This is a genomic window from Streptomyces sp. NPDC014882 (genome assembly GCF_043081325.1).
In the GTDB taxonomy this organism is placed as follows: Bacteria; Actinomycetota; Actinomycetes; order Streptomycetales; family Streptomycetaceae; genus Streptomyces.
On record NZ_JBIBWL010000002.1, the window covers coordinates 515,119 to 534,475 of the forward strand.

The following is a 19,357-nucleotide window of genomic DNA, read 5'->3' on the forward strand; positions in this document are numbered from 1 at the left end:
GCGGGAACCGGGTCGTGGGCCGGGTCCGGACACGCGGGAGCGGGGTCCCGGGTCAGACGCGGACGCGCAGGAAGTAGAGGCGGGTCGTCTGGGTGGCGTTCTGGTTGTCGTCGCTGACCAGCAGGACCTTCAGGGTGTTCGCGCTCCGACCCGTGATCACCATGCCCTCGATGTTGTCGAGGAGCGGGTTCGGCTGGGGCTGCTTCGCGGTCGCCCCCTGTGACGGGCAGGTCACGAGGTCGGCGAGGAGGGTCTTGGCGACCGGGCGTACGCCGTCCTGGCCGGTCAGGTGCTCGATGCCGCTGGTGTCCGTGGCGCGGCGGGGGTCGGCGAGGTAGAGGCGGACCGTGTTGCCGACGCCCGCGGTGAAGCCGCGCTCCAGGACGAGGAGGCGGCCGTCGGGGGTCGCCTGCACCTCGGGGACGCCGAGCCCGGCGTCGGCACGGTAGGCGTACTGGGCGCCGAGCGCGAAGCGGCCGCCGCCGCGCGTCCACGTCTGGAAGCGGAGCGTGCCGGGCGCGTCGCCGGAGAGGGCGTACTCCATCGACGCGAGGAGGGTGCGGCCGCCGGGCAGCAGGGTGAGGCCCTCGAAGGTGCCGTTGGGGGCGGCGCGGCCGGCCGGGGCGACCCGCAGCGCGTCCGGGACGGGGAGGCGGTCCAGGATCGCGCCGGAGGCGCTGTGACGGCGCACGGAGGGCTCCGTCTCGGAGGTGACCAGGAAGGTGCCGTCCCGGTCGGCGACCAAACCCTCGGAGTCCAGGGCGGCGCCGTTCTCGTCGGCGAGGGGGACGACTCCGGTCGGCCGCAGGGTCCGCGCGTCGAGGCGGAACAGGACGGAGCGGTCGGAGAGGGCCGTGAGGGTGCCGCCGGGGGTCCCACCGCCGGAGCGGGACCGGGCGAGCGCGGAGAGGTTGCCGACGAAGGTGCCGTCGTACATCGTCTTGTCGAGGGCGTCGGAGAAGCGGTCGAGGGAGACCGAGGCCGAACAGGCGTGGCTCCGAGCGGCGTTCGCCGGTCCGGCGGCGACCAGGCAGGTGGCCGCCGCCAGGCCGGCGGTGAGGGTGGCGAGTACGGTTCGCAGGCGCATGGCGGTCACCGTAGGGCAACGGGTGGTGACCCGGCGGAACATGCGCCGAAGTGGCTGGGAACGAAGCCCTTCAGGAAGCCGCGAGGTCCCGGTGGATGAGCTTGGCGACGCCCTGGATGGTGGTGATGCCGTAGCTCATGGTGCTGTTGCCGTGGGTGAGGACGGTGATGGTGTAGTCGTGGCCGCCGCCCTTGAAGGTGCCGACGCTGTGCACCCGCCAGCCGTGGGTGGCGCGCGAGAGCCAGCCGTTCTTGACGTGCCAGTCGACCCCGGCGGGCCGCCCGTAGGGGGTGCCCCAGCGCTGCGACGGGACGACCTTCGCCATCAGGGTGTTGACGTAGGCGCGCGAGGTGTCGGTGAGGACGGTGTTCCTGGCCGTGAGGAGCTTGAGCAGCTTCTGCTCGTCGGTGACGGTGATCTGGGTCAGACCCCAGTAGTTGTCGGCGCCCGGCTTGGTCTGCGTCATTCGGGCGGCCGTGAGGAACGCCCTGATCTTCGTCAGGCCGAGCTGCTTCCACAGGGTGGAGGTGGAGGCGTTGTCCGACTTGGTGATCATCGCCGTGGCGAGGGTCTTCTCACGGCTGGTCAGCGTCCTGCCGTGCTTCTGCGCGTCCCACAGCAGCGCGGACAGGACGGTGACCTTGACGACGCTGGCCGAGTCGAAGGCCGTGGCGGCGCGCAGGGTGCAGGTGGTGTTGGTGCTGCGGTCGTAGAGGCCGACGGCGACCGTGCCCTTGCGGGTGGCGAGCGCCGCGGTGATGTCCTTCTTCAGTTTGGCGGCGAGGCCGGCCTTGGCCGACGTGCAGGCGACGGTCGGGGTGGCGGCCGCGGCCGGCGTGGCGGCGGCCACCCCGGTGAGGAGGATGCCGGCGCCGAGGGCGGTGGCGGCCAGGCCCCGCCTGCGCGCTGCTCGCCCCGTTCGCTCGTTTCGCCCGTGTCTCGCCCGTCCGGATCCGCGTGCGGGTCCGGTTCTGGATATGCGGAGAGTCATGCCATGGTGACTCGCACGCACGACCGACAGTTGTACGTGTGCTCCAGGAAGTCGTACGTGTGCTCCAGGAATCGGATTCGTCGCGCGCCGGAGCGGTGGGTAGGCATGGGGCATGCCGAACGAGACACCGAACGGGCACTTCCGGGCAGGACAGTTGGGCGCCGCCCTGTGGGTGCTGCGCCGCCTGGCCGTGCCCGACGCCAAGGCTCCCGAAGAGAGCGGGTTCCGCGGGAAGAAGGTCCCCGTCCAGCTCCTGGCCGGGGACCAGGCGTCCCTGATGAAGCACCTCCTGCTCGCGAGGCGTCACGGCGGAGCCCGCTGGGAGGCGGCGACCGAGGTGTTCCGCGACATCCCGGACCTCCTCCCGTCGCACCTGCCGGGCCACACGATGGAGCCGGGCGAGGAGAACGCCTTCGTCGCCGGGCATCAGCAGCAGATCGCCGCCTACAAGGAGAAGTTCGGGGCGCTGGTGGGTGACGTGGCCGGGTGACCTGGTGGCCGGGCAGCCGGATGCCCCGGTGGCCCGGTGGCATGGCGACCGGGTAGCCGGATGCCCCGGTGGCCGGGTGACCCGGCCACCGGCTGACCGGCGTTCCGCGGCGGCGCCCCGGACGGGTGCCGCCCACCGGGCCCGCTCCCCGCTCCTCGCCCACTCTCCTGCCCGCTCTCCGTCCGCTCCCCTGCCCGCTCTCCGTCCGCTCCCCTGCCCGCTCTCCGCCGGCTCACAGGTGGCCACCAGGCTGGGCACAGCCCCCACCCATCGGCGCTCTGCACGGTGGACCGGTGACATCAGCCACCGATCTCCCCCACCCGACCGTGTCCACCGACCGGCCGCCGCCCGCGGCGGACCCGGCGCCGAACCCGGCGCCCCCGCCGGACAGGGCGCCGCGCTGGTCGCTCCCCGCGCTGCTCGCGATCCTGGTGCTGGCGGCGGTGCTGTACTCCTGGAACCTCTCCGGCTCCGGGCTCAACAGCTTCTACAGCGCCGCCGTGCTGAGCGGCACCCAGAGCTGGAAGGCCTGGTTCTTCGGCTCGTTGGACGCGGGGAACTTCCTCACCGTCGACAAGCCGCCGTTCGCCCTGATGGTGATGGGCCTGTCCTGCCGCGTGTTCGGCTTCGGGACCTGGCAGATGATGCTGCCGATGATCCTGACCGCCCTCGGCACGATCTGGATCCTGCACGCGAGCGTGAAGCGGGTCTGGGGGCACGGCGCGGCGGCGGTCGCCGCGCTGGTCCTCGCGCTGACCCCGATCACGGTGGCCATCAACCGGGACAACAACCCCGACACCCTGCTGGTGTTCCTGATGGCGGGCGGCGCCGCGCTGGCCCTGCGGGCGGTGCGCGACGGCAGGCTGCTGCCGCTGCTCGGCTCGGCCGCCTGCTTCGGCCTCGCCTTCAACACCAAGATGCTCCAGGGCTACATCGCCCTGCCCGCCGTCTTCGCGGTCTACCTGTACGCGGCCAAGCCGGCGCTGGTGAGGCGGCTCGTCAACCTGGCCGCCGCGGCCGTGGTCCTCGCCGTCTCCAGCTTCTGGTGGGCGGCGGCCGTCTCCCTGGTACCGGCCGACGAACGGCCCTACGTCGGCGGTTCGACCGACGGCACCGCCTGGAACCTGATCATGGGCTACAACGGCCTCGGCCGCGTCCTCGGCGGCGAGGGCAACGGCGGGGGCGGCGGGGGCGGGGGCGGCGGCTTCTCCGGGACCGCCGGCATCGGCCGGATGTTCAACGACGTCCTCGGCGGCCAGATCTCCTGGCTGATCCCCTTCGCGGGCATCGCGCTCGCCTGCGGCCTGGTCCTGTGCGGGCGCGCCCCGCGCACCGACCCCACCCGCGCCGCGCTGGCGATGTGGGGCGGCTGGACGGTCCTGCACTACCTGACCTTCGCCCTGGCGGAGGGCACCATGCACCCCTACTACACGACCGCGCTGGCCCCGGGCATCGCGGCGCTGTGCGGGGGCGGCGGCCTGATGCTGCTGCGGGCCTTCCGCGCCGAGAAGCGGTGGGTGTGGGTGCTGCCGCTCGCCCTCGCGGTCACGGCCGTCTGGGCGATCGTGCTGCTGCGCCGGGCCTCCGGCTGGAACACCTGGCTGTGGCCCGCCGTCGGGATCGTGACGGCGCTCGCGATCGTGGGCCTGCTGGTGTTCCGCTCGGGCCACCGTCCCCGGCTGCTGGCGGCCTCGGTGGCCGCGGCGGTCGTCGCGTCGGTGGCCGGTCCGGCGGCGTACGCCTGGTCGGTGCCGTCCGGTTCGGGCGGCGGGATGGGCGGCACGAACCCGACGGCCGGCCCCACGACCGGGAACGGCGGCTTCGGCGGCGGCCGGGGCGGGTTCCCGGGCGCCGGCGGCGAACAGGGCGAGCAGGCGGAGGCGGACGGACCGGCGGGCGGCCCGCCGGACGGCGGCGCCGGCGGCTTCCCCGGGAGCGGCGAGCAGCCGGGCGGCACACCTCCCGGCGGCACCACGGCCGACGACGGTACGGCACCGGGCGGCACCGCCCCGGAGGGCGGCACCGCGGCGGGCGACGGTCCGGGCGGCATGGGCGGCGGCATGGGCGGCGGCGGCGCGAGCACCGAGCTGCTCTCCTACCTGAAGGAGCACCAGGACGGCGCCAAGTGGCTGCTGGCGGTGTCGAGTTCGCAGTCCGCCGCGCAGCTCGTCCTCAGCAGCGGCGAGCCGGTGATCTCCATGTGGGGCTGGTCCGGCTCCGACAACGCGATGACCCTGGCCCGGCTGAAGGAGCTGGTGGAGAAGGGCGAACTGCACTACGTCCAGCTCGGCGGCGGCATGGGCGGCGGTTCCACGGCCGCCTCCGAGGTGACGGAGTGGGTGCGGGAGAACGGGACGGCGGTGCGGGAGAGCGACTACGGCTCGACCTCGTCGAGCACGGCCGCCGACCCGGAGTCGGCCGCCGCTTCCGCTTCCGAGTCGACCGTCTACCGCCTGGACCCCTCGGACGTGAACTGACCACACAGCGGCAGCGGAACAGCCCCTGACCCCTCGTCAGGGGCTGTTTTGCGCCATCAACTCGCGTAGACAAGGGGCAGTTTGCCGGTTCCCGTCATCTGATCGACATGTCAGATTCATTGCCTTAGCCGCATGTGCATGTCACTCTCCCGATTGCCGCCCCCACTCAACACGCGTAGATCGGACTCCCCACATGCTGACGACACGCATACGCCGCTGGAAGCCGGTGGCGCTCGCCACCACCGCCGTCCTGGTCGGCCTCACCGTGCCCGCGCTCACCGCGACCCCCGCCGCGGCGACCACGACGGCGTACGACTCGACGTACTACAAGAACGCGGTCGGCAAGACGGGTGCGAGCCTGAAGTCCTCGCTGCACACGATCATCACGCCCCAGACGAAGATCTCGTACTCCGCGGTCTGGAACGCGCTGAAGGTCACCGACCAGGATCCGAACAACAGCAACAACGTGATCCTGCTGTACAGCGGCGTCTCGCGCAGCAAGTCCCTCAACGGCGGCGACCTCGGCGACTGGAACCGCGAACACACGTGGGCCAAGTCCCACGGCGACTTCGGCGAGGTGACCGGTCCCGGCACCGACCTGCACCACCTGCGCCCGGCGGACGTCCAGGTCAACAGCATCCGCGGCAACAAGGACTTCGACAACGGCGGCAGCGCGGTCAGCGGCGGGGGCGGCAGTCTCACGGACTCCGACTCCTTCGAGCCGCGCGACGCGGACAAGGGCGACGTGGCCCGCATGATCCTCTACATGGCCGTGCGCTACGACGGCGGCGACGGCTTCGCCGACCTCGAGCCCAACGAGAGCGTCAACAACGGCAGCAACCCCTACATGGGCAGGCTCGCCGTGCTCAAGCAGTGGAACCAGCAGGACCCGCCGAGCGCCTTCGAGGAGAAGCGCAACCAGGTCATCTACGACACCTACCAGCACAACCGCAACCCGTTCATCGACCACCCGGAGTGGGTCGAGGCGATCTGGTAGACGGGCGGTTCCGCACCGTCACGGCCGGCCGCTGTCGTCGGTCCCGCCACGAGCGCGCGGAAGTCCCGTCCCGAGCGCGCGGAAAAGGATTTGAGCGGGCGGAGCCCCGCTGCTACTTTCGCGGCGGACCGTGACGTCGTCGTAGGAGGTGAGACCCGTGAACGCAGTTACCCATGGGTGCTCCCCCAACTCGTCACGGTCCGGCGGCTGACGTCCGGTGTCGCCGGGAGCGCCTGAGATCGAGGCACTCCCCGAAGGAGACACCGATGAACACGAAGCCTTTCCCCTCCGGCCCGGGCGGGAACGCGGTGACGGTCACGCGCGTCGCGGACCGGCAGTGGCACGCACTGGACGACGACCTGGTGGTCGGCCGCGGGTACGCGCAACGCCGGCCCGACGGACGCCTGTTCGTCAGCGTCGACGCCTGGCACGACGCCGCCTTCGACCGGCTCGCCGAGGCGATGCCGGCGGACCTGCCCGCACCGCTGTACACGGTGGTCGACGAGGCCGACACCGAACTGACGGCCGGCTGGCGGCGGGCGGGTTTCACCGTCCGGCGCCGCGAGTGGGAGTACGTCGTGCCCACCGACCCGCGGGTCACCGGGCTCGAAGCGGTCCTGCCGCCCCCGGGGGTGACGATCGTGCCCGCCGGACAGGCGGACGAGAGCCTGCTGCGGGCGGTGGACCGCGCGATCCGTGACGAGGTCGAGGCGGCCGTCGGGTGGCGGTCGATGCCCGCGGAGGTCGTCCCCCGCCCCGAGGGCGACACCGTCGTCGACCCGTCGCTGTACACGGTGGCCGCGGCGCCGGACCGCTACCTGGGGCTGATCCGGGTGGTGAGGGTGAAGCGGCCGCGCATCGGGCTGGTCGCGGTCCGGGCCGGCGAGCAGCGCCGCGGCATCGCACGGGCACTGCTCGCCCACGCCCTGGGAACGCTGCACCGCTCGGGGACCACCGCGGCCTGGGCCGAGGTCGACGAGTCCAACCGGGCGGCCTCGGCGCTCTTCGAGGGCATCGGCGCCCGTCCGGCGGGCAGCAACCTGGAGCTGGTGCGATGACGAGGAGCAGGAACGTCGTCGAGGTCGAGGGCCGGGTCGTCGAGTGCCTGCGCAGCGCCATGTTCACCGTGGAGCTCGAGAACGGCCACCAGGTGCTCGCGCACATCAGCGGGAAGATCCGCAAGAACTACATCAAGATCATGCTGGAGGACCGGGTGCTGGTGGAACTCCCGCCGTACGACCTGACGCGCGGCCGGATCGTGTTCCGGTACCGGAACTAGCGTCGGCCGGCGCCTTCTGCGGTAGCTGATCCCGGGGGGCCCGGTCACGGTGTTCCCGTGACCGGGCCCCGATGCCGACCCGCACGGCGGCAACAGCTTCACCTCACGGCTGTGCGCCACGAGCGTGACGACGGCTGGCTCAACCTGAAGCCCGACGACCTCGTCACCAACGGCGGCGTTCCGCACCACGGCCGCCCTTCACCCTTGAAGCAGTGGAATGAAGGACATGGCTGAGCGCGCAGACGTAGATGGTTTCGCACCGGTACGTCCGCACGCTCGGCGGAGGCGGGCGGGTCAGGTACCGAGGTCCTCTTCAAGGGCGGCGCCGGGGGCCTCGTCGCCGCGGGGCACGGGGAGGCGCGCTCCCCTGCTCCGGGCGATCCGATGTACGTCGTGGAGCGCTTCGGCCAAGCGGGCCGCGAGGTAGCGGAGTTGGGGCGCGGTGGCCTTGCCGTCGCCCAGGAGATCGACGGCGTGGCCGAGAAGGTCGTCGGCCATGTCGAGCTGGACGGCCTCGACGTCGTCGGCGAGGCGCGAGAGACGGCCGGTGCCGGTGTCGTCGGTGACGAGGTAGCAGGGGTTGCCGTCGAGGTTGGACCAGGGGAGGAGGCGGGGCCGGCCGGCTGCGGTGACGGCGAGGCCGTGGCTTTCGTAGATCATGCGGCGGCCACCTCGTTGCCCCGGATGCGGCGCGGGCCGACGTCGACACCGTGGATGCGCCGTGGCCCTACGTCGATGCCGTGCACGGCGAGCCAGAGGGTCCGGCGACGGGCGCGCTGCTGCTTGGCCTGCGTGCGCCGTTCGTGGGCGAGGAGGTAGGGGCGGACGAGCCGGGAGTCCTCGCCGTGGAAGAGGGCCTCGTGCGGGGAGGGGCGGCGGCCGGATGCGACGGGGGCGGCCGGCACGGGGGTGGGCCGTCCCTCACCCCCGGCGCGGTGCCGGTTCCGGTGGCGGTGGCGCCCGGAGGCGGGCAACAGCAGTCGCAGCAGCGGCTCGACGAGGCAGGCGATACGGTTCAACACGTCTTCAACTCCGTTGCGGTTGAGGGCCATGCCCCCGGGCCGTCGGTAGCGGTCGCGGGGGTCTTCCGTACCCGAGGGCAGGACGACGTGCATGGACGTCGCTGTGTAGCGATCCACTCACAGAGTGAGACGGGCCGGGCTAGGCTCGCCAGGGGGTCGGACGTGACAACGCATCTGTCACACGGGAGTTGACGATGAGCAACATCTATGGGGAGTGGTTGAGGGCGCAGCGCGACGCGGCCGGGCTGACGCAGCAGGAGCTGGCGACGGCCGCCGTCATGACGCGTTCGCACATCGCCCACATCGAGGCGGGCCGGCGCACCCCGTCCAAGGAGGACGCGAGACGCCTCGACAGGGCGCTGAACACGGGCGACGTGCTCAGCAGCTTCCTGCCGGACGACGACACCGCAGTGGTGAAGCACTTCGAAGCGGCTTACGCTCTCGAACAGCAGGCTGTCGAGATCCGTGAGTTCGCCCTCTCCTTCGTACCCGGCACACTCCAGACGGAAGGGTACGCACGTGCGGTCCTGGGCCCCTCCTACCCTCCATTGGGTGAAGAGGAATGTGACAGGCTCGTTGTCACACGGCTGGAGCGGGCGAAGATCCTTGAGGATCCCGTGTCACCAGTAGTGTGGGCACTTCTGGACCAGAGCGTCCTGGACCGGCCGATCGGCGGCCCAGAGGTCATGGCCGAGCAGATCACACACATCGTCAGACTGGCGGAGTCACGACGGGTCCGCGTGCACGTACTACCGCGCTCCTTGGGGTTCCACCCCTTGCTGGAGAGCATGCTGACGCTGATGTGGTTCGACGATCAGCCGCCGGTGGCATACAGCGAGGGGGTCCGCATGGGGAAGGTGCACGACTCCCCGACCATGGTTCGGGAGCTGCAAGGCCGTTACGATCTCGCACTGAGCGATGCTCTGCCACTGAAGGAGTCACTGGCCCTGCTGAGGGCGACAGCAAAGGATTACGGACGTCATGACTGAACCGATCATCTCGAACGCTGCCGCGCTGACCGGTTGGCGGAAGTCCTCCTACAGCGGCAGCGAGGGCGGCAGCTGCCTGGAGGTCCTGGACGACCACCCCACAGGTGTCCCTGTCCGCGACTCCAAGACCCCTGAGGGACCCGCACTGGTCTTCCCGTCGGCCGGCTGGGCATCGTTCGTCACAGCAGTCAAGGACGGCAATCTGTCCGCCTGACCGCTCACCGCCACGACTCATCCGGCCCGCACCCCTTGGGCGGGCCGGACGCCGTTCCCTCAGGCCGCCAAGTCAGAAGCCTTGACTCGCCCCGACAACAGGTCATCCTGTGAACCCGCTCGGGTCCTGCCGAAATCGGCGCATGTGATCATGGCTGGGAGGGTGTCAGTACGTGTCGATATGCAGCGCCTTCTCCACGAACTCGTGCACGTCCGTGTAGGGGTCCCTGTCCCACTTGGCCACATGCGCCGCGTGCTGGCCGTTCATCCGCTCGGCGTTCTTCCGCGCCGTCTTGTAGCGGCCCAGGACCTGGTGCGGCAGGACGATCTTGGGAGTCTTGGCGTCCTGGGAGCCCCGCTGGAACGGGAGCCGCCCGGCCGCCCCGTCGCACACCCCGGCGAACGAACCGCTGACCGGCTTGTAGTGGGCGAGGCGCCACACCTCGAAGCACGGATGCGAGAAGGCGACCCCGATGCCCGCCCTCTCCGCCTGGTCCAGTGCGTCGCGAACGTACGCGTAGTTGTCGTGGTCGAAGAGGCACCAGACCTGAGGCAGGTACTTCTCCTCCAGCTTGGCCCGCTTCGCCTTGCGGTCCTCCTCGCGCTTCAGCCTGATCGCCTGCTCGACGAGGTCGAGCGGCTTGCGCCCGCTGTCCGCCCTGCGGTTGGCGATGTGCATCTCCACTGGAACCTCGTCGGCGAGCGGGACGCCCTGGTCCTTGAGGATGTCGAGATACGAGGGCTCGGTCACCTTGCCCTCGGTGAAGACGAAGACCTGACGCTTGCGCTGCCCGCCCCTCCGGGCCGGACGCTCCCACGAGTCCCTGCCCCTCTGCGCCCGCCCCATCAGTCGCGCCCCGCCCCGTCCGCTCGCTCGCCCGTCCCGTCGTACGTTCCCGCCTCGCGCGCCACGAGCAGCCGCCGCGCGATCTGTCCTTCCAGCAGGGCTGGAACCCCGCCAAAGGCGCCTGCGAGATAGGACTGCGTAAGGTTCTCGTCCTCGCCCAACTCCACATCGGTGAGCGGATACAGCCCGGTCGACCCGTCCTTGTCCTTCTCCGTCAGCCACACCTGCTCAGGGTCAAGGAGTCTCTCGCCGCTTGGTGTGGTGAGGACCGTCGCGTCGTGCGTCGTGAAGACAAGCTGAGCGCCCATGGGGTTCGCATACGGGTCGTGGAAGAGCCGAACAACCTCTGCGGCGAAACGCGAGTGCAGGCTTGAGTCGAGTTCGTCGACGAGCAGAACCGCGCCTTCGTCGAGGGCGACGAGCAAAGGGCCGAGGAGGCCGAACCAGGAACGAGTACCGAGGGACTCCTCCTCCCAGTCGAAGGAGACATCCCCGGCCACCGAATGGTGTGTCAGCTTCACCGTTTCCCGACCTGGGCTGTCCTGAACGATCCTTGCTCCGGTGATGCCGAGGTCGGCAACGCGCAGCAACTCCCGAATCCGGTCAGCCCTCGGCCCCGACAGTTCCTTCATGGTGTACTGCGCGCGCTCGTCCCGCTCGCCCTCCGGGCTGATCATCCAGAAGTTGCGGCGGAACCAGTGGAACAGCGGGGAGAGCTGCGGGTGGTTGTCCGTCCCGGCTGTGGAGAGCAGCAGTGCGTTCGGACGCGTACGCCGTACGAGCTGGGCCCGGTCCTTGACGCGTCCACCGGGCCACTTGAAGACGTCCGGACGGGAGGCGTCGCGGTCGAGCCATTCCTGGCGGCGGCCCTTCGGATAGCTGTGCAGCCATTCGGACTCGACACGGGTGGCACCGAGTTCGAAGCCGTACGTCCAGCGGACCGCGTCGATGACGACGTCGACCTCGAAGAAGGAGGGTTCGCTCTCGCTCTTGGGGTCCAGAGCGAAGACCTGGCGCGGAATGCCGTCGTAGGAGGCCCAGCGCGCATAGGAGTTGAGGACCGCGTTGCGCATGTCGGTCATCGCGGCCAGCACGTTGGACTTGCCGGAGGCGTTGGCCCCGAAGATGCCGATCAGCGGGAGCACGGAGAGGGATCCGCCGCCGGCGAGTTCCACCGGGTTCGCCGATGCGCTCTGCCCGCCGCCGGGCACGACGAAGGACAGTTCCTGCTCGTCCCGCAGGGACCGTACGTTCGCTACGCGGAATCTCAGCAGCACGCTGTCCTCCTCTCCGGGCTCAGAGTAATGGCCGCGTCCGACATCGACCCGGCCGGAACGCCCGCGACCTCACGGAACATATCCGGTGAAGGTCGCCGCCACAGCCGGTCGGGGGATCAGTCCGAGCCCAGGTGGGTCGGGGCGAACATCCGCAGCCGGGCCGGCAGGACCACCACCGAGGGGCCCGGTGACTTCAGCGCCTCCGCTAGGTCGGCCGCCAGGTTCTCCGGGGACGTACGCACGCCCGGGACGCCGAAGGACTCGGCCAGGGCCGCGAAGTCCGGGCCGGTCAGCTCCGTCGCCGTGGTCTCCCCGAAGGACTCCGTCATGTACTCGCGGAGGATGCCGTAGCCGCCGTCGTCGACGATCAGCCAAGTGACGTCCAGGTCGTGCTGGCGGGCGGTGGCGAGTTCGGCGATCGAGTAGAGGGCGCCGCCGTCGCCCGAGACGGCGAGGACCGGGCGGGTGGGGTCGGCGACCGCCGCGCCGAGGGCGGCCGGGAAGGCGTAGCCGAGGCCGCCGGCGCCCTGGGCGGAGTGCAGGTGGTTGGGCCCCATGGCGTCGAACGCGGACCAGGCCCAGTAGGCCAGGATCGTCATGTCCCAGAAGGACGGCGAGTCGGCGGGCAGGGCCCGGCGGACCGCCGTCAGCACCTGCTGTTCCCGGGTGAGGTCCTGCGCGGCGATCCGTTCGCGCACGCGGGCCAGCACCTCCCGTACGCGCTCCGGGGCGCTCGCGTCCTCGCGCCGTCGCACCGTCTCCAGGAGCGCCTGGAGGGCGAGGCGGGCGTCGGCGTGGATGCCGACGCCCGGGTGGTTGGACTCCAGCTTGCCGAGGTCGGCCTCGATCTGGATCACGCGGCCGCGCGGGGCGAACGTGTGGTAGTTCGAGGAGAGTTCACCGAGGCCCGAGCCGATCACCAGCAGGACGTCCGCGTCCTCCAGGAAGTCGGTGGTGTGGCGGTCCTCCAGCCAGGACCGGAGCGACAGCGGGTGCGTCCAGGGGAAGGCGCCCTTGCCGCCGGGGGTGGTGACCACCGGCGCCTGGACGCGCTCGGCGAGCTGCCTGAGCTTGCCGGAGGCGTCGGAGCGGACCACTCCCCCGCCCGCGATGATCGCCGGACGGGCGGCGTTCGCCAGCAGGTGGGCGGCGAGCGCGGTGAGTTCGGGACGCGGGGGCAGCTCGTCCGGGGTGGCGTCCATCGCCGTCACCACCGGCAGGACCGTCTCCGCGACGAGGACGTCCTGCGGGATCTCCACCCACACCGGCCCGGGCGGGACGGTCAGCGCCGACTTCCAGGCCTCCGCGATCGCGGAGGGGATCTGGGACGCCGTGCGCGCCGTGTGCACGGACTTGACGACGCCCCGGAACGACGCCGCCTGGTCGGGGAGTTCGTGCAGGTAGCCGCGGCGGCCGCCGCCCAGGCCGGCCGTCGGGACCTGACTGCTGATCGCCAGCACGGGGGCGGACGCGGCCGCGGCCTCCTGGAGCGCGGGCAGGGAGGTCAGCGCGCCCGGCCCCGTGGACAGCAGCAGGGGCGCCGCCTCACCGGTGATCCGGCCGTACGCGTCCGCCGCGAACCCGGCGTTGTTCTCCACCCGCAGGCCGACGTAGCGCAGGCCGGAGCGGCGCAGCGCGTCGAACACGCCGAGCGCGTGCTGGCCGGGCAGTCCGAAGACGGTGGTCGCGCCGAGCCCGGCCAGCGTCTCCACGACCAGGTCCCCGCCCGTGCGGCCGGGAGGAGGGTTCAGCGCGGCCTCCGTCTGCGCGGCGGTCGGGCGGAGTACCAGGTCATGGTCGTGGGTCACCGGCCGTCGTTCTCCTTGCGGGCTTCCGCGATCTGACGGGACATGATCGTGGTCAGTTCGTACGCCGTGTGGGACGCGGCCACCGACGTGATCTCCGCGTGATCGTACGCCGGTGCCACCTCGACGACGTCCGCCGAGACCAGGTGGCAGGAGGCCAGGCCGCGCAGGATCTCCAGGAGTTCGCGGGAGGTCATGCCGCCGGCCTCGGGGGTGCCGGTGCCGGGGGCGTGCGCAGGGTCGAGGCAGTCGATGTCGATGGAGATGTACAGGGGGCGGTCGCCGATGCGCTGGCGGAGCTGGTCGGCGACCTCGTCGGCGCCGCGCCGGTAGACGTCCGCCGAGGTGACGATGCCGAAGCCCATCTTCTCGTCGTCGGTGAGGTCCTGCCTGCCGTAGAGCGGGCCGCGGGTGCCGACGTGGGAGAGCGCCTCGGTGTCGAGGATGCCCTCCTCGACGGCGCGGCGGAACGGGGTGCCGTGCGTGTACTCGGCGCCGAAGTAGGTGTCCCAGGTGTCGAGGTGGGCGTCGAAGTGGAGCAGGGCGACCGGGCCGTGCTTCTTGGCGACCGAGCGCAGGAGGGGCAGGGCGATGGTGTGGTCGCCGCCGAGGGTCAGCAGGCGGGCGCCGGTGCCCAGCAGGTCGTCGGCGGCCGCCTCGATCGTCTCGACGGCCTCGTTGATGTCGAACGGGTTCACGGCGATGTCGCCGCCGTCGGCGACCTGCGCGAGGGCGAAGGGGGAGGCGTCCTGCGCCGGGTTGTACGGGCGCAGCAGCCGGGACGCCTCACGGATCGCGTTGCCGCCGAAGCGGGCGCCCGGCCGGTAGGAGACGCCGGAGTCGAACGGGACGCCGACCACGGCGACGTCGGCGCGGCCGACCTCGTCGAGGCGGGGCAGCCGGGCGAAGGTCGCGGGGCCGGCGTACCGCGGCACCCGCGAGGAGTCGACCGGGCCGCGGGGCGTCTCGCTGCTGCTCATCTGCTGCCTTCTTTCCTGCGCGCTTTCCGGGGCGCCGTCGCGTATGTACCGCTCTGTCCTACTGTGCACGACTCTACCGGCGAGCCCGGACACGTTCGGACGTGCGTTCGGGCGCCGCGCCGGCGAGCCGGTCGGGACGACCCTAGACGGCCGGAGAGCGGTGGCGAAGTGTACGTTTCCTCCACAAGAGCCGTTCCGAACGGAGGAAACGCACATCGTGCCGGAGTCCGCGGCGGTACCCGTGCCGCCGACGCCCCCCGTCCCCCTCGCCGCCCTGCTGGCGCGCGAGGACCTCGCCCTGCGCCGGATCGCCGGGCCCCGCGGGCCGGACCCGGCCGTCCACGGGGCCCACGCCTCGGAGATGGCCGACCCCTACCCGTACCTGCTGGGCGGCGAGCTGCTGCTGACGGCCGGGGCGCACCTTCCCGGGGCGGCGGCCGGCCTGGACACCTACTGCGACGCCTACGTCGCGCGGATCGTGGCCGCCGGCGGCGCGGCCCTCGGGTTCGGTCTCGCCCCGGTGCACGACACCGTGCCGCGCGCCCTGGTCGCCGCCTGCGAGGCCCGGGGGCTGCCCCTGCTGGAGGTCCCGCCGCGGACCACCTTCTCCGGCGTGGCCCGCGCGGTCTGGGAGCTCATGGCGCAGGCCCGGCACGACGGGCTGCGCCGGGTCACCGAGGCGCAGCAGAGCCTCGCCGCCGCCGCGTCCCGGCCGGACCCGGTGCCGTCGGTGCTGCGGCAGCTGGCCCGGCGGACGGGCGGCCGCGCGGTGCTGTACGGCCCGGACGGCACGGAGGTCGCGGCGGCGGGGCGGGAGCCCGGGAGCGGGACGGGTGCGGCGCTGGCACGGCTGGCGCGGGTCGTCCGCCCGGCCGGCCCGCCGCCGACGGGCACGGCCACCGCTCCGACGGCCCCCGCCCCCGCCCCCGTCCCCTCCTCCGCCACCGACACCACCGGCGGCGCCTCCCTCGCCGCCTACGCCCTCGGGTCCGGCCGGGGCTTCGTGCTCGGGATCGCCGCTCCGCACCGGGAGGCCGGCGACCACACCGTCGCCGCCGTCGCCGCCGTCCTGCTGTCGCTGCTCACCGGTGAACACCGCGGCGGCCCGGAAGCGGCCCGCTCCGCGGCCCTCGTACGGCTGCTGCTCGGCGCCGCGCCGGAGTCCGTGGCCCCGCTGCTCGGCGGGGACCGGTGGCAGGTCGTGCACGGGCGGCCCGAGGGCCGGGCGCCGGACGCGGTGGCCGCCGCCGCGCTGGGCGCCGCGCTCGGGTCGCCGCTGGTCGACCTCGGGGAGGACGTCGTACGGGTCCTGGTGCCGGGCGAGCGGGAGCCGCTCGCGCAGCCGGGCTGGACGCTGGGGGTCGGCGCCGCGGCGGACCCCGCCGACTGGCCGGCCGCCGACGTGCGGGCGGCCCGCGCCCTGGCGCGCGCCCGCGCCACCCGCGCGCCCCTGGTCCGGCACGGCGCGCGCCCCGCGCTCGCCGACCTGGTGCCGCCCGACGAGGCCGAGGCGCACGCCCGCGCGCTGCTCGCCCCCCTCGACGAGACCCTCGCGGCCACCCTGCGCGCCTGGCTGTCCCTGCACGGCGGCTGGGACCGCACGGCGGTGGCGCTGGGCGTGCACCGCAACACCGTGCGGCAGCGGATCGCGCGCTGCGCGGCCCTGCTGGGGACGGACCTGGACGACCCGGACGTACGGATGGAACTGTGGTTCGCCCTGCGGCAACGGTGAGTCCGCCGGGGCGGACCGGGCGGCGGGCCGGGCGGCGGGCCGGGGTGAGTGACCCGCGTCCCAGCGTCCGGGAGGCCACGGACTCCCACCGGCGGCTGCCCCACAATGGAGACCATGCCGATACCCGGGACACCCAGCCGCGCCGAGCTCGTCGAACACCTCGTGAGGACCCGTATCGCGGGTGACGTCGCCACCCCGCGCGAGAACAACCTCTCCCACTACCGCCAGCTGGCCAACGGCGTCCGCAACTTCTGGCTCGGCCTGGAGCTCGGCGACCGCTGGACCGACGAGCAGGACGTGCTCGCGGTGATGGCGGAGCGGGTCGGCGTCAACGACGACCCCGGGTACCGCCACGGCCAGGACACCATCGACCCCCAGCTCACCGTCGACGGCCTGGAGCGGCTCGCCGGGCGGCTGCGCAAGGCGGCCGAGGACCGGCAGCGGGTGCTGTTCGCGACCGGTCACCCGGGCGGGCTGCTGGACGTGCACCGGGCCACGGCGGACGCGCTGCGCCGGGCCGGCTGCGAGATCGTCGTCATCCCCGACGGACTCCAGACGGACGAGGGGTACGTCATGCAGTTCGCCGACGTGGCGGTGCTGGAGCACGGCGCCACCCTGTGGCACACCCACTCGGGCGAACCGATGAGGGCGATCCTGACCGCCCTGGAGCGCGGGGGCCGCCCGCTGCCGGACCTGGTCGTCGCCGACCACGGCTGGGCGGGGTACGCCGGACAGCACGGAGTGGACTCCGTCGGGTACGCCGACTGCAACGACCCGGCGCTGTTCCTCGCCGAGGCCGAGGGCACCGTCCAGGTGACCGTCCCCCTCGACGACCACGTGGTCAGCCCCCGCCACTACGACCCGATGACGGCGTACCTGCTGGCGGAGGCGGGACTGCGCTAGTCCTCGGGTCGCCCGGTTCTCGGGTCGCCCGGAAAGGCGGCGGCGGCGTTCACCGTGAAGGTGTTCTCGCCGCCGCCCCGTTCCCGTGGGGTGGCCGTGCCCCTCAGTCCTCCCGGGGGACGCGCACCACGCCTTCCTGGATGACCGAGACGGCGAGCCGTCCGTCCTGCGTGTAGATGCGGGCCTGGCCCAGGCCCCGGCCGCCGTGCGCCGACGGCGACTCCTGGTCGTAGAGCAGCCACTCGTCGGCGCGGAACGGGCGGTGGAACCACATCGCGTGGTCCAGCGAGGCGCCGACCACGTCCCCGACCGCCCAGCCGCCGCGGCCGTGCGCGAGCAGGACCGAGTCCAGGAGCGTCATGTCGGAGACGTAGGTGGCCAGGACGACGTGCAGCAGGGGGTCGTCCGCGAGCTTGCCGTCGGTGCGGAACCAGACCTGGCTGTGCGGCTCGCGCGGTTCGCCGAACCTGCCGTACGGCGGCTCGTCGACGTAGCGCAGGTCGACGGCCCGGCGCGCCTCCAGGAACCGCTCGACGACGTCCGCCGGGAGGTGGCCGTAGCCGCGCAGGCGCTCCTCGGAGGTCGGCAGGGACGCCGGGTCCGGGGAGAGGGGCATCGGGGTCTGGTGGTCGAGCCCCTCCTCGTACGCCTGGAAGGACGCCGAGAGGGTGAAGATCGGCCGGCCGTGCTGGACGGCGACCGCCCGGCGGGTGGTGAAGGAGCGGCCGTCGCGGATGCGCTCGACGTTGTAGACGATGGGCGCCCCGGGGTCGCCCATCCGCAGGAAGTACGCGTGCAGGGAGTGGGCGTGCCGGTCGGCGGGGACCGTGCGCCCGGCGGCGACCAGCGCCTGGGCCGCGACCTGCCCGCCGAAGACGCGGGGGACGACGGCGGAGCGGGAGCGGCCGCGGAAGATGTTCTCCTCGATCTGCTCGAGGTCGAGCAGATCGAGGAGATCCTGTAGTGCCTGGTTCATGAGGACGGTGATATCCGGCGGTGATTGCGGCCGGCTTACAGACCCATGTCCTTGGCGATGATCGTCTTCATGATCTCGCTGGTGCCGCCGTAGATGCGGTTGACCCGGTTGTCCGCGTACAGGCGGGCGATCGGGTACTCGTTCATGTAGCCGTAACCTCCGTGCAGCTGGAGGCAGCGATCGATGACGCGGTGCGCGACCTCGGTGCAGAACAGCTTGGCGCTGGCGGCCTCGGCGGGGGTCAGCTCGCCGGCGTCGAGGGCCTCCGTGGCGCGGTCGGCGACGGCCTCGGCCGCGTCCACCTCGGCCTGGCAGGCGGCCAGCTCGAACTTGGTGTTCTGGAAGTGGGCGACCGGCTTGCCGAAGACGGTGCGCTCCTGCACGTACTGCTTGGCGAACCGGACGGCGGCCTTGGCCTGGGCGTAGGCGCCGAAGGCGATGCCCCAGCGCTCGGAGGCCAGGTTGTGGCCGAGGTAGGAGAAGCCCTTGTTCTCCTCGCCGAGCAGGTCCTCGACGGGCACCTTGACGTCGACGAAGGCCAGCTCGGCCGTGTCGGAGGTGCGCAGGCCCAGCTTGTCCAGCTTGCGGCCGATGGAGTAGCCCTCGGACTTGGTGTCGACGGCGAAGAGGGAGATGCCGTGCCGGCGGTCCTCGGCGGTCGGGGCGGCGGTCCGGGCGCAGACGATCACCTTGTCGGCGTGGACGCCGCCGGTGATGAAGGTCTTGGCGCCGTTGAGGACGTAGTGCGTGCCGTCCTCGCTCAGCTTGGCGGTGGACTTCATGCCCGCGAGGTCGGAACCGGTGCCCGGCTCCGTCATCGCGATGGCCCACATCTCCTCGCCGGAGACGAACTTCGGCAGGTAGCGCTTCTTCTGCTCCTCGGTGGCGAGCATCTTGATGTACGGCAGGGCGAGCAGCACGTGCACGCCGGAACCGCCGAACTGGACGCCGGCGCGGGCGGTCTCCTCGTACAGGACGGCCTCGAACTTGTGGCTGTCCAGGCCGGCGCCGCCGAACTCCTCGGGCACGTTGATGCCGAAGATGCCCAGCTCGCCGAGCTTGTAGTAGAACTCCCGCGGGGCCTGGCCGGCGGCGAACCACTCGTCGTAGACGGGCACGACCTCGGCCTCGATGAAGGCGCGAAGGGTCTCCCGGAACGCCTCGTGATCCTCGTTGAACACCGTACGGCGCACGCCGCCACCTCCACGTACATCGGCCTGTCTAAGCGCTTGCTCATATCACCGTACCGGCGAGTACGAAGCGCGTCCAGGGTGGGTACGGGGTAACCCTCG

The 19,357-nt window shown here is 72.2% G+C and carries 19 protein-coding genes; 9 read left to right on the forward strand and 10 right to left on the reverse strand.

Annotated elements, in window-relative coordinates:
• Positions 1-52: 52 nt before the first annotated feature.
• Positions 53-1,087 (reverse strand): esterase-like activity of phytase family protein, encoded by a 1,035-nt coding sequence (locus tag ACF09K_RS06810; protein ID WP_392241430.1) that lies wholly within the window; start codon positions 1,085-1,087, stop codon positions 53-55.
• A gap of 70 nt (positions 1,088-1,157) precedes the next feature.
• Complete coding sequence (locus ACF09K_RS06815; RefSeq protein ID WP_392241640.1) at positions 1,158-1,979, reverse strand: serine hydrolase; 822 nt, start codon at positions 1,977-1,979, stop codon at positions 1,158-1,160.
• 211 nt (positions 1,980-2,190) lie between these two features.
• On the opposite strand from ACF09K_RS06815, the gene ACF09K_RS06820 reads away from it, so the two are divergent.
• The 5 genes from ACF09K_RS06820 (at position 2,191) to infA (ending at position 7,321) form a co-directional block, all read left to right on the forward strand.
• Positions 2,191-2,568, forward strand: coding sequence for a hypothetical protein (locus ACF09K_RS06820; protein WP_392241431.1), 378 nt, complete (start codon positions 2,191-2,193; stop codon positions 2,566-2,568).
• Between the two features lie 293 nt (positions 2,569-2,861).
• A complete protein-coding gene (locus tag ACF09K_RS06825) occupies positions 2,862-5,045 on the forward strand; it encodes an ArnT family glycosyltransferase (protein WP_392241432.1) in 2,184 nt (727 codons plus the stop codon).
• Positions 5,046-5,238: 193 nt separating this feature from the next.
• On the forward strand, positions 5,239-6,042 hold the full coding sequence (locus ACF09K_RS06830) for an endonuclease I family protein (protein WP_392241433.1): 804 nt from the start codon (positions 5,239-5,241) through the stop codon (positions 6,040-6,042).
• Between the two features lie 266 nt (positions 6,043-6,308).
• Positions 6,309-7,100, forward strand: coding sequence for a GNAT family N-acetyltransferase (locus tag ACF09K_RS06835; RefSeq protein WP_392241434.1), 792 nt, complete (start codon positions 6,309-6,311; stop codon positions 7,098-7,100).
• The gene (gene infA / locus ACF09K_RS06840) at positions 7,097-7,321 is read left to right on the forward strand and encodes a translation initiation factor IF-1 (protein WP_392241435.1); all 225 of its coding nucleotides are present in this window, start codon (positions 7,097-7,099) and stop codon (positions 7,319-7,321) included. The genes ACF09K_RS06835 and infA overlap by 4 nt, the downstream gene beginning before the upstream one ends.
• A gap of 294 nt (positions 7,322-7,615) precedes the next feature.
• On the opposite strand, the gene ACF09K_RS06845 is transcribed toward infA, so the two are convergent.
• On the reverse strand, positions 7,616-7,981 hold the full coding sequence (locus ACF09K_RS06845; protein ID WP_392241436.1) for a hypothetical protein: 366 nt from the start codon (positions 7,979-7,981) through the stop codon (positions 7,616-7,618).
• On the reverse strand, positions 7,978-8,343 hold the full coding sequence (locus ACF09K_RS06850) for a hypothetical protein (RefSeq protein WP_392241437.1): 366 nt from the start codon (positions 8,341-8,343) through the stop codon (positions 7,978-7,980). Before ACF09K_RS06850 ends, ACF09K_RS06845 begins: the two co-directional genes overlap by 4 nt.
• Before the next feature lie 194 nt (positions 8,344-8,537).
• Between ACF09K_RS06850 and ACF09K_RS06855 the strand changes: the two genes are divergently transcribed.
• Positions 8,538-9,332, forward strand: coding sequence for a Scr1 family TA system antitoxin-like transcriptional regulator (locus ACF09K_RS06855; RefSeq protein WP_392241438.1), 795 nt, complete (start codon positions 8,538-8,540; stop codon positions 9,330-9,332).
• Positions 9,325-9,546 carry a DUF397 domain-containing protein gene (locus ACF09K_RS06860; protein ID WP_392241439.1) on the forward strand — a complete coding sequence of 74 codons (222 nt, stop codon included), beginning with the start codon at positions 9,325-9,327 and terminating at the stop codon, positions 9,544-9,546. Before ACF09K_RS06855 ends, ACF09K_RS06860 begins: the two co-directional genes overlap by 8 nt.
• 165 nt (positions 9,547-9,711) lie before the next feature.
• Here the strand turns inward: ACF09K_RS06860 and ACF09K_RS06865 are convergent, their stop codons facing one another.
• The 4 genes from ACF09K_RS06865 to speB form a co-directional block, all read right to left on the reverse strand.
• A complete protein-coding gene (locus ACF09K_RS06865; protein ID WP_392241440.1) occupies positions 9,712-10,392 on the reverse strand; it encodes an RloB family protein in 681 nt (226 codons plus the stop codon).
• Positions 10,392-11,669 (reverse strand): ATP/GTP-binding protein, encoded by a 1,278-nt coding sequence (locus tag ACF09K_RS06870; protein WP_392241441.1) that lies wholly within the window; start codon positions 11,667-11,669, stop codon positions 10,392-10,394. Before ACF09K_RS06870 ends, ACF09K_RS06865 begins: the two co-directional genes overlap by 1 nt.
• A 116-nt stretch (positions 11,670-11,785) precedes the next feature.
• Positions 11,786-13,477 carry a thiamine pyrophosphate-binding protein gene (locus tag ACF09K_RS06875; protein WP_392241442.1) on the reverse strand — a complete coding sequence of 564 codons (1,692 nt, stop codon included), beginning with the start codon at positions 13,475-13,477 and terminating at the stop codon, positions 11,786-11,788.
• Positions 13,474-14,454 (reverse strand): agmatinase, encoded by a 981-nt coding sequence (speB, locus tag ACF09K_RS06880; protein WP_392241443.1) that lies wholly within the window; start codon positions 14,452-14,454, stop codon positions 13,474-13,476. The genes ACF09K_RS06875 and speB overlap by 4 nt, the downstream gene beginning before the upstream one ends.
• A 217-nt stretch (positions 14,455-14,671) precedes the next feature.
• Between speB and ACF09K_RS06885 the strand changes: the two genes are divergently transcribed.
• Both ACF09K_RS06885 and ACF09K_RS06890 read left to right on the forward strand, forming a co-directional pair.
• Positions 14,672-16,186 (forward strand): helix-turn-helix domain-containing protein, encoded by a 1,515-nt coding sequence (locus ACF09K_RS06885; RefSeq protein ID WP_392241444.1) that lies wholly within the window; start codon positions 14,672-14,674, stop codon positions 16,184-16,186.
• Positions 16,187-16,300: 114 nt separating this feature from the next.
• Positions 16,301-17,089 (forward strand): phosphatase, encoded by a 789-nt coding sequence (locus ACF09K_RS06890; protein WP_392241445.1) that lies wholly within the window; start codon positions 16,301-16,303, stop codon positions 17,087-17,089.
• Positions 17,090-17,192: 103 nt separating this feature from the next.
• Here the strand turns inward: ACF09K_RS06890 and ACF09K_RS06895 are convergent, their stop codons facing one another.
• Positions 17,193-18,065 (reverse strand): acyl-CoA thioesterase, encoded by an 873-nt coding sequence (locus ACF09K_RS06895; protein ID WP_392241446.1) that lies wholly within the window; start codon positions 18,063-18,065, stop codon positions 17,193-17,195.
• Between the two features lie 35 nt (positions 18,066-18,100).
• A complete protein-coding gene (locus tag ACF09K_RS06900; RefSeq protein WP_392241447.1) occupies positions 18,101-19,258 on the reverse strand; it encodes an acyl-CoA dehydrogenase family protein in 1,158 nt (385 codons plus the stop codon).
• Positions 19,259-19,357 lie beyond the last annotated feature (99 nt).

Coding starts and splice junctions, on each gene's coding strand:
- ACF09K_RS06810 (WP_392241430.1), bottom strand. CDS start 1,087: ATGCGCCTGCGAACCGTACTCGCCACCCTCACCGCCGGCCTGGCGGCG.
- ACF09K_RS06820 (WP_392241431.1), top strand. CDS start 2,191: ATGCCGAACGAGACACCGAACGGGCACTTCCGGGCAGGACAGTTGGGC.
- ACF09K_RS06830 (WP_392241433.1), top strand. CDS start 5,239: ATGCTGACGACACGCATACGCCGCTGGAAGCCGGTGGCGCTCGCCACC.
- ACF09K_RS06835 (WP_392241434.1), top strand. CDS start 6,309: ATGAACACGAAGCCTTTCCCCTCCGGCCCGGGCGGGAACGCGGTGACG.
- infA (WP_392241435.1), top strand. CDS start 7,097: ATGACGAGGAGCAGGAACGTCGTCGAGGTCGAGGGCCGGGTCGTCGAG.
- ACF09K_RS06845 (WP_392241436.1), bottom strand. CDS start 7,981: ATGATCTACGAAAGCCACGGCCTCGCCGTCACCGCAGCCGGCCGGCCC.
- ACF09K_RS06855 (WP_392241438.1), top strand. CDS start 8,538: ATGAGCAACATCTATGGGGAGTGGTTGAGGGCGCAGCGCGACGCGGCC.
- ACF09K_RS06860 (WP_392241439.1), top strand. CDS start 9,325: ATGACTGAACCGATCATCTCGAACGCTGCCGCGCTGACCGGTTGGCGG.
- ACF09K_RS06865 (WP_392241440.1), bottom strand. CDS start 10,392: ATGGGGCGGGCGCAGAGGGGCAGGGACTCGTGGGAGCGTCCGGCCCGG.
- speB (WP_392241443.1), bottom strand. CDS start 14,454: ATGAGCAGCAGCGAGACGCCCCGCGGCCCGGTCGACTCCTCGCGGGTG.
- ACF09K_RS06890 (WP_392241445.1), top strand. CDS start 16,301: ATGCCGATACCCGGGACACCCAGCCGCGCCGAGCTCGTCGAACACCTC.
- ACF09K_RS06895 (WP_392241446.1), bottom strand. CDS start 18,065: ATGAACCAGGCACTACAGGATCTCCTCGATCTGCTCGACCTCGAGCAG.